This is a genomic window from Lactobacillus sp. UMNPBX4, from assembly GCF_002554115.1.
GTDB lineage: Bacteria > Bacillota > Bacilli > Lactobacillales > Lactobacillaceae > Lactobacillus > Lactobacillus gallinarum.
The window spans coordinates 1-8,154 of the sequence record NZ_PCZF01000061.1 but is presented as its reverse complement, the minus strand read 5'-3'; the positions used below and the strand labels follow the sequence as shown (position 1 = coordinate 8,154).

Annotated in this window: 8 protein-coding genes; 2 read left to right on the top strand and 6 right to left on the bottom strand. The window is 37.6% G+C overall.

Annotated features, from left to right (window positions below):
* Window positions 1-66: 66 nt before the first annotated feature.
* Complete coding sequence (gene greA, locus CP355_RS08955; RefSeq protein ID WP_098044368.1) at window positions 67-528, bottom strand: transcription elongation factor GreA; 462 nt, start codon at window positions 526-528, stop codon at window positions 67-69.
* Between the two features lie 232 nt (window positions 529-760).
* Here greA and CP355_RS08950 point away from each other — a divergent pair, with 232 nt between their 5' ends.
* On the top strand, window positions 761-1,186 hold the full coding sequence (locus tag CP355_RS08950) for an Hsp20/alpha crystallin family protein (RefSeq protein WP_098044367.1): 426 nt from the start codon (window positions 761-763) through the stop codon (window positions 1,184-1,186).
* A 140-nt stretch (window positions 1,187-1,326) separates the two neighbouring features.
* Window positions 1,327-2,643: a C1 family peptidase gene (locus CP355_RS08945; RefSeq protein WP_098044366.1), complete on the top strand. Its 1,317-nt coding sequence runs from the start codon at window positions 1,327-1,329 to the stop codon at window positions 2,641-2,643.
* Window positions 2,644-2,718: 75 nt separating this feature from the next.
* On the opposite strand, the gene CP355_RS08940 is transcribed toward CP355_RS08945, so the two are convergent.
* The 5 genes from CP355_RS08940 to opp3b all read right to left on the bottom strand — a co-directional run bounded on the left by CP355_RS08940 (window position 2,719) and on the right by opp3b (window position 7,960).
* Window positions 2,719-3,861, bottom strand: a complete 1,143-nt coding sequence (locus CP355_RS08940) for an IMP dehydrogenase (protein WP_098044365.1) — start codon at window positions 3,859-3,861, stop codon at window positions 2,719-2,721.
* A 107-nt stretch (window positions 3,862-3,968) separates the two neighbouring features.
* Window positions 3,969-4,910: an ABC transporter ATP-binding protein gene (locus CP355_RS08935; RefSeq protein ID WP_098044364.1), complete on the bottom strand. Its 942-nt coding sequence runs from the start codon at window positions 4,908-4,910 to the stop codon at window positions 3,969-3,971.
* Window positions 4,911-4,931: 21 nt separating this feature from the next.
* Window positions 4,932-5,981: an ABC transporter ATP-binding protein gene (locus CP355_RS08930; protein WP_098044363.1), complete on the bottom strand. Its 1,050-nt coding sequence runs from the start codon at window positions 5,979-5,981 to the stop codon at window positions 4,932-4,934.
* A gap of 13 nt (window positions 5,982-5,994) precedes the next feature.
* Window positions 5,995-7,026, bottom strand: a complete 1,032-nt coding sequence (locus CP355_RS08925; RefSeq protein WP_087235722.1) for an ABC transporter permease — start codon at window positions 7,024-7,026, stop codon at window positions 5,995-5,997.
* A gap of 4 nt (window positions 7,027-7,030) precedes the next feature.
* Entirely contained in the window at window positions 7,031-7,960 is a 930-nt protein-coding gene (opp3b, locus tag CP355_RS08920; RefSeq protein ID WP_087176546.1) for an oligopeptide ABC transporter permease, read from the bottom strand.
* Window positions 7,961-8,154: the final 194 nt, after the last annotated feature.

Genomic DNA, 8,154 nt, shown 5'->3' with positions numbered 1-8,154 from the left:
GACTTGGGCTTTTTTAATTATTTATTCAACTTACCGTAAAAAATTATACACTTAGAGGGCGTCCGCCTACTTCACTTCTACAATAGTCACCTTATATTCTCCAGCTGGGGCTTCGACTGTGGCAACGGTACCTGCCTCTTGCTTCATAATTGCTTGACCTAAAGGTGAATCAAAGGAGATTTTGCCATCGGCCAAATCCGCCTCCATCCGTCCGACGATCTTATATTCTTCTGTTTCATCATCATCATTAAATTTAAGAACTACGGTCTTACCCAAATCTATTTTGCCATCATCCTTAGTTTCGACAATTTCTGCGTACTTTAATTGCTTACCTAAATAACGCAGACGACTCTGCAAGTGTCCAAGGTCCCTTTTAGCCTCTGTATATTCAGTATTTTCTGATAAATCGCCTAGAGCTCGCGCAGCTTGTAAAATCTTTATTCTGCGAGGACGATCTTTCTTTAAACGTGCAATTTCATCTTCAATTTGTTTATAGCCTTCTGGCGTCATTTTTTGAAAATATACCATGATTTAACACCTTATCAATTCGTTCATTCATTTTTCTTTTTAATTATACAAAAGTTATCCACAAGTGTTAAACGTTGATTTACTAAAGTTTTTATTCATAAATTAGCACTATATACTTTCAAGTGCTAAATAGTTTAATTTATTTTGAAACTGACTACAATAATCAGTGTAAGGAAAAAAACGAGTCCTTACGAATTAAAGAGCAAATAAAAATTGAAAGGAAGTTTTCAATATGGCAAACGATATGATGAATCGTCGCAATGATATGATGGATGCAATGAACGACTGGTTTGGTTTCCCAAGAAACTTCTTTGATGACACTGAAATTGAAAACATCATGCAATCAGATGTTGCCGAAACAGACAAAGACTATACCGTTAAGATCGATATGCCTGGTATGAACAAAGAGGACATCAACGTTAACTACAAAGATGGTCTTTTAACAGTTGCTGGCAGCAGAAAATCATTTAAGGATACAAGTAACAAGGATAAGAACATTATTCATAAAGAAAGAAGCGAAGGTCGCATTTCAAGAAGCTATAGATTACCAAATATAGTTGCAAGTGAGATCCATGCAAAGTATGATAATGGTGTATTGACTATCATCTTGCCAAAGCAAAATGCCGGTGATGATAGCAATTCTATCCATATTGATTAATTTATTAGATTAAGCAAGAGGTCTAATAAGTTACGGATATAATTCTCTGAAGCGAGTTCATGATTGAACCCGCTTTTATTTTGGCTTAAAATAGACTTAATTTAAGAAAAAATTAAAAATGAGAAAAGGAGATTTTTTTAATGGCTCATGAATTAACTGTGCAGGAACTGGAAAAGTTTTCTGCCGATTTTAATAAAAATCCTAAAAACGAAGTCGTTGCTCGTGCTGCTCAACGTAGCGGTGTACTTGAAGCTTCTTACAATGACCGCGTTCAAAGCGAATTAACCCGCGTTTTTTCAACTGAACTTGATACTGATAATGTTACCAACCAAAAGCACTCAGGTCGTTGCTGGTTATTTGCCACATTAAACGTTTTACGTCATGAATTCGGCAAGAAATACAAGGCAAAGGATTTTACTTTCTCACAAGCTTACAACTTCTTCTGGGACAAGATTGAACGTGCCAACATGTTCTACAACCGTATTTTGGACAGTGCTGACATGCCACTTGATTCTCGCCAAGTTAAAAGTGATTTAGACTTTGCTGGTGCAGATGGTGGTCAATTCCAAATGGCTGCTGCATTAGTTGAAAAATACGGTGTTGTTCCTTCATACGCTATGCCTGAAACTTTCAACACTAACGATACTACTGGCTTTGCGACTGCACTTGGTGACAAGCTTAAGAAAGATGCTTTGGTTCTTCGTCACCTTAAGCAATATGGTAAAGACGATGAAATCGAAAAGACCCGTGAAAAGTTCTTGAGCGAAGTTTACCAAATGACTGCCATTGCTGTTGGTGAGCCACCTAAGAAATTTGATCTTGAATATCGCGATGACGATAAGAAGTATCACTTAGAAAAAGACCTTACTCCACTTGAATTCTTACACAAGTACTTAGGCGACGTTGACTTTGATGACTACGTTGTTTTAACTAACGCTCCAGATCACGAATATGGCAAGCTTTATGGTTTACCAGCAGAAGACAACGTTTCTGGTTCACTCAGAATTAAGCTTTTGAACGTGCCAATGGAATACTTGACCGCTGCTTCAATTGCCCAATTAAAGGATGGCGAAGCTGTTTGGTTTGGTAACGATGTTCTTCGTCAAATGGACCGCAAGACTGGTTACCTTGACACTAACCTTTACAAATTAGACGACTTATTCGGCGTTGATCTTAAAATGTCAAAGGCTGACAGATTAAAGACCGGTGTCGGCGAAGTTTCTCACGCCATGACTTTAGTTGGTGTTGATGAAGACAACGGTGAAGTTCGTCAATGGAAAGTTGAAAACTCATGGGGCGACAAGTCCGGTGCTAAGGGTTACTATGTAATGAACAACGAATGGTTCAACGATTACGTTTACGAAGTTGTTGTTCACAAGAAGTATTTGACTGACAAGCAAAAGGAACTTGCTGAAGGCCCAATCACTGATCTTCCTGCATGGGACTCACTTGCTTAATTATTTAAGATAAACGAAAAAGACTTAATCTAGCAGCAAATGTCTAGATTAAGTCTTTTTTTAATCCTTTTTCTTCTACTTATAATTTGGAGCAGCCTTAGTCATTTGGACATCATGTGGATGTGATTCACGCAAACCTGCATTAGTGATTTGAACAAATTGTGCCTTTTCAATCAACTCAGGAATATTTGCGGCACCACAGTAACCCATACCAGAGCGAAGTCCCCCATCAATTTGGAAGACTACATCACTCACGTCGCCCTTGTACTCTACACGAGCTTCAACACCTTCTGGCACCAATTTATTAGCTTCGTTAACGCCGCCTTGGAAGTAACGGTCACTTGAACCATGAGCTTGAGCCATCGCACCAACAGAGCCCATACCACGGTAACGCTTAAACTTCTTGCCATTTTCTTCAAAAATATCACCAGGTGCTTCAGTTGTTCCTGAAAGCATACTACCGAGCATGACGGCATTACCACCTGCTGCTAAAGCCTTAACTACATCCCCAGAATATTTAATACCACCATCGGCAATGATTGGCTTGTGGTACTCACGTGCAGCTGAAGCAGCATCATAAATAGCTGTAATTTGCGGAACACCAACACCGGCAACAATTCTAGTAGTACAAATTGAACCAGGTCCAATCCCAACTTTAACTACGTCAACACCTGCATCAAATAATGCTCTAGTTGCATCCCCAGTTGCAACGTTACCGGCAATCAGAGTTTGCTTAGGAAAATGATCATGGATCTCTTTAATCTTACGTAAAACACCAGCTGAATGACCGTGAGCAGTATCAATCACGATTGCATCCGCACCAGCTTCAAGAAGTGCTTCAGCTCTTTCAAAAGTATCGCTAGTTACACCAACTGCAGCTGCACAAAGCAATCTATTTTGATCATCGACTGCAGCCTTAGTCGCATTGCTTGGTACGACTACGCTCTTCACATTGGCTACTTCGCCAGCTTGAGCTTGAATTGACATGTTCTTGTGTACTACACCAAGTCCACCTTGAAGAGCCATAGCGATTGCCATTGCGCCCTCAGTAACAGTATCCATTCCTGCACTGATCAATGGAATATTTAATTTGATATTATCGGCAAGCTTAGTGCTTAAATCAACTTCATTGGGCAAAACGTGACTTTCTGCCGGAATTAATAAAACATCATCAAAAGTTAAACCTTTTTTGGCAAATTTGGTATCCCAGTTAGACATATGACTCTCCTTTTCTCATTCAAAAAATTATTAGCTCTACTTTACTAGCACCCTTACCAAATTTCAAGAAATATATCAAAAAATCCATCCTTCAAGGATGGATTTGCTTATTCATAGCTAGCAGCAACATTTTGATAATGAGCAACTTCATCATCACTGCAACGCACAAAATGTCCAGGACGGATTTCATGCATGGTACGTTCTTTACCATCGCCCTCTTCTTTTTGTACATCATAGTCTATACGCTTACGATTTCGTTCAATTTCTGGATCAGGCACTGGAACTGCCGAAATCAAACTCTTAGTATAGTCATGCAACGGACGATCATAAACATCATCGGCTGGTCCTACTTCGAGTAACTTACCAAAGTGCATAACACCAATGCGGTCAGAAATAAATTTAACCATTGATAAGTCATGCGCAATAAATAAGTAAGTTAGCCCATGCTTTTTCTGCAATTCTATCATCAAGTTAACAACTTGCGCTTGAATCGAAACATCTAACGCCGAAATAGGTTCATCTGCAACGATAAATTTAGGTTCTACTGCCAATGCACGTGCAATTCCGATTCTTTGACGCTGCCCACCAGAAAATTCGTGAGGGAAACGACTAGCATGATTCTTATTCAAGCCAACCGTTTCAAGTAATTCTTCTACTCTCTGACGACGTTCTTCTTTTGATTTAACTAAATGGTGAATGTCCAAACCTTCCGCAATAATATCCTCTACTGTCATTCTAGGATTTAATGATGCATATGGATCTTGGAAAATCATCTGTGCGTCACGCCGAAATCTCAATTTATCTTCACGTTTCTTCAGATTTTCAATGTTTTTTCCCTCAAAGATAACCTCACCAGCAGTTGGTTGATAAAGCTGTAAAATTGAACGGCCAGTCGTAGTTTTACCTGAACCTGATTCACCTACTAAACCGAAGGTTTCTCCTTTATGGATATCAAAACTCACATCATCTACAGCTTTAGTGATTGTACGTCCATTTTTGAAGTATTGCTTTAAATGCTTTACTTGCAAAATCTTTTCTTTTTCTGACATATAAATCTCCTCTCGCTGTTGCTAGTTTTGTACCTTATTTTCTTCTTGCATCAATTCAAATTTCTTCCAACGTCTTTGAATTTCAGCCGGTGGTTCTACTTTAGGTGCTCCTGGTGCAAGTAACCAAGTAGCCGCATAATGTGTATCTGATACTTTGAAAAATGGTGGCTTACGCTCAATATCAATTTTCATTGCATACTTGTTTCTTGGTGCAAACGGATCACCCTTAGGTGGATCAAGTAAATCTGGGGGTGTACCCGGAATTGATTCCAAAGTATCGCTTTCTAAAGTTGGCATTGAATTAATCAATCCCCAGGTATATGGATGTTGTGGATTATAAAAGATATCATCAACAGTACCATATTCAAGAAATTCACCAGCGTACATTACAGCAACTCGATCTGCCATTCCGGCAACAACACCTAAATCGTGGGTAATAAAGATAATTGAAGTCTTTACTCTCTTTTGTAAATCCTTCATTAAATCCAAAATTTCTGCTTGAACTGTTACATCTAACGCAGTAGTTGGTTCATCTGCTAATAAAATTTCTGGCTCACAAATTAAAGCAATTGCAATCACAATTCTTTGTCGCATACCACCAGAGAATTGATGAGGGTATTCATTAATTCTCTCTTCGGCATTAGGAATACCAACAGCTTTCATCATTTCCAAAGCCTTAGCCCAAGCTTCTTTTTTTGAAACGCCTTTATGCTTAATCAAAGGTTCAGCAATTTGTTGACCAATCTTCATGGTTGGATCCAGTGAAGTCATTGGATCTTGGAAAATCATGGCAATTTCATTACCACGAATTTTTTGCCATTCTTTTTCAGAAATATCCAATAAATTTTTACCGTGAAAATTTATTTCTCCACCCATAATTTGAGCATTACGAGCAAGAAGTCCAATAATTGAACGAGTAGTAACAGATTTTCCTGAACCTGATTCACCAACAATTGCCAAGGTTTCTCCCTCATTCAAATGAAAGGAGACATCACGAATTGCCTTTACTTCACCTGCATAAGTGTGAAAATCAATTTTCAAATTTTTAACATCCAAAATTTTCTTTGGCATTTAGTTTTGCCTCCTATCTTTGTCCTTTAGGGTCAAATGCATCACGCAAGCCATCACCAAGTAAGTTAAATGCAATCATCAAGATACATAAAACAATTGCTGGATACCACATCTGATATGGTAAGAATTGGAAGTTCTTTTGGCCTTCATTCAGAAGCACACCAAGTGAGGTTTCCGGTGCAGTGATACCAATACCAATAAAACTTAGGAATGCTTCAAAGAAGATTGCACTTGGGATAGTATACATGGTTTGAATAATGATTAAACTTGATAAATTAGGAACAAGATGCTTCCATGCAATTTTCCAACCTGATTCACCTAATGACTGTGCTGCCAAAACATATTCTTCATTTTTCAAACTCAATGTTTCTGCACGAATTTGCCGGGCCATTGTCGTCCAACTTGAAATAGCAATTGCTAAAATAATTGAAGTAATACCTGGTTTTAAAACAACCAACATTAGAACCACAATAATTAAGTTAGGAACGGAAGAAATAATTTCGATAATCCGTTGCATAACGTTATCGACTCCTCCGCCTTTCCAACCAGAAATTATTCCATACATAACCCCGATCGTTAAATCAAAGAAAGCAGCTACTAAAGCAACAATTAAAGAAATTTTTGTACCATAAATAATTCTTTGACCTAATGAACGACCTAAGTAGTCAGTTCCTGCTATGAAATACTTATCCTTAGGAACATTATTTTGAGCATAGGCATCAACCCATTGGCCATTTTGCTTAATTTTACCGTTAAGACCATTAATAGCGCTCAATCCCGGAACTTTAGCAGGTAAATTAGCGTACTGCGGATGTGATTTTACCAATGTAGATTTATTAATAAATGGCGTTGAACCAAAAGCAACTATAACCATAAAAATAATAACGATTGCAGAAATTACAGCTGCTTTTCTTTGTTTGAATCTTATCCAAACATTTTGACTAAATGAAAGTGCAGGCCCAGCAATTTTTTCACTATCTTGAGCTTGTCCTTTTGGTAAAGGTTCAAAAGCATCTGGACTAAGTTTTAAATCTTTTTCATCCATATCTCTAAGCCTCACTTCCTGCTAATCTAATTCGTGGATCGATTAATCCGTAAACAATATCAGTGATTAAAAGAACAATTACTAGACCAATACAGTAGACCATTGTAATACCCATGATTGTTGGATAGTCATTAGTCAAAATTGACTTAACGAATTGTTCACCAATTCCAGGGATATTGAAAATATTTTCAATAACCATTGAACCAGTCATCAACGCTACAGCATAAGGTCCAATCAAAGTCACTAATGGAATTACTGAGTTACGCATTGCGTGCTTTCTAATAACTTCCATTCTACTTAACCCTTTTGCCTTACCTAATTCAATGTAGTCACTACTCAAAGTATCAACCATGCTAGTTCTAATAAATCGAGCCGTTTCAGCAAGCGGACCTACAGCTAAAGCAATAGTTGGCAAGATGGTTTGAGAAAATTGACCCCAACCAGCGATCGGGAACCATCCCAGTTTTAAACCAATGTAATATTGAAGAAGAACTGCTAAAACAAAGTTAGGAACAGATTTACCAATAATTGAAAAAACAGTTGCAGTAGAATCAGCCCAAGTACCTTGTTTCATGGCTGCAATCGCACCAACGATAACGCCGAGCACAACACCAAGAATCAATGCTTGAAGACCTAATTGAACTGAAGCACCGAGACGAGCACCAATTAATGATGAGACAGGTTGATTACTGTATTGGAAACTTGTTCCAAAATCACCGTGCAGCATACCGACAATATAAATCAAGTATTGTTGCCATACTGGTTTATTCAAACCATATTGTTGGTCCATGATATGTCTTTGCGTCATCGTCATCTTTGCTTCATTGGCATACGGTGATCCTGGCATCAATTTCATTAAGAAAAAGGTTACCGTTGCTACAATAAACAAAGTGAGGATCATATATAAAATACGCTTTATTAAGTATCTAGCCATATTTGCAGCTCCTTACTTTTTATTTAATCTTCACATTATTTTTTAATGTTAGTTTCTATTATAGCAAAACACAAAAAAATATCTAGTCATAATTAAAAAAATAAGATAAAATCGCATTTTCTCTTATTTTTTTAATTACGCCGATTGTAAAATTAAATTGAACACTTGATAGAAAATAAAAAGTCCATTTGGAC